General features: G+C 45.5%; 1 protein-coding gene. It reads left to right on the forward strand.

Translation table 11 applies throughout. The features are described from left to right. Positions 1-764, forward strand: a 764-nt coding sequence (gene tnpC, locus ACYQ2O_RS12520) for an IS66 family transposase (RefSeq protein WP_459796743.1), incomplete at both ends; no start/stop codon positions are given.

The following is a 764-nucleotide window of genomic DNA, read 5'->3' on the forward strand; positions in this document are numbered from 1 at the left end:
CAAAATCTGAAATTCCCAGACTTCCGTTAAATAACACAGCCGCTTCTGCGTCACTGATAGCAGAAACCATGTATCAAAAATTCGAGCAAAAAGTCCCTGGCTATCGCCAAGAGGCTTATTGGAATCTGCTTGGCTATCCAATCCCTCGGCATACCATTACGAACTGGCACATTAAAACGTCCCAGTATTATTTCGAAGCTCTGGTGGCTGTCATGCGACAAGAACTGTTGAACCAGAAGGTTCTACACGCCGACGAAACGACCTTCAAAGTACTGAATGACAAAGACCGCCAAAAGTCCTATATGTGGTTATTCAGTACCGGCAAATACAGTGAACGTGCCATACATATCTACAAGCTTGGTCCATCACGCAGCGGATCTGTCCCTAGAGATTTTTTAAAAAAGTACACTGGATTTCTACATAGTGACGGGTTCTCCGGGTACAATAATCTTCCAGGGATGACAATGATCGCCTGTCTGGCACATATCAGACGGAAGTTCTATGACGCACGTCCACAGAACTATTCCAGTAAGAGTGTCGCTCATAAGGGAGTCACGCTATGTAACGAATTGTTTGCGTTGGATAAGTCCCTCAAGGACTTATCTGTTAGCGAACGGTATGACCAGCGCCTAGAATTAGTGAAGCCGAAGCTTGAAGCCTTTTTTGACTGGTGTGAATCTCTAACTGCGTATGGCAAACTTGGCACAGCGATCAACTATGCGCTGAATCAGAAAGAGCGGATGATGAACGTTCTGAAGGACGGC

The organism is Alkalibacterium sp. m-11 (genome assembly GCF_054658155.1).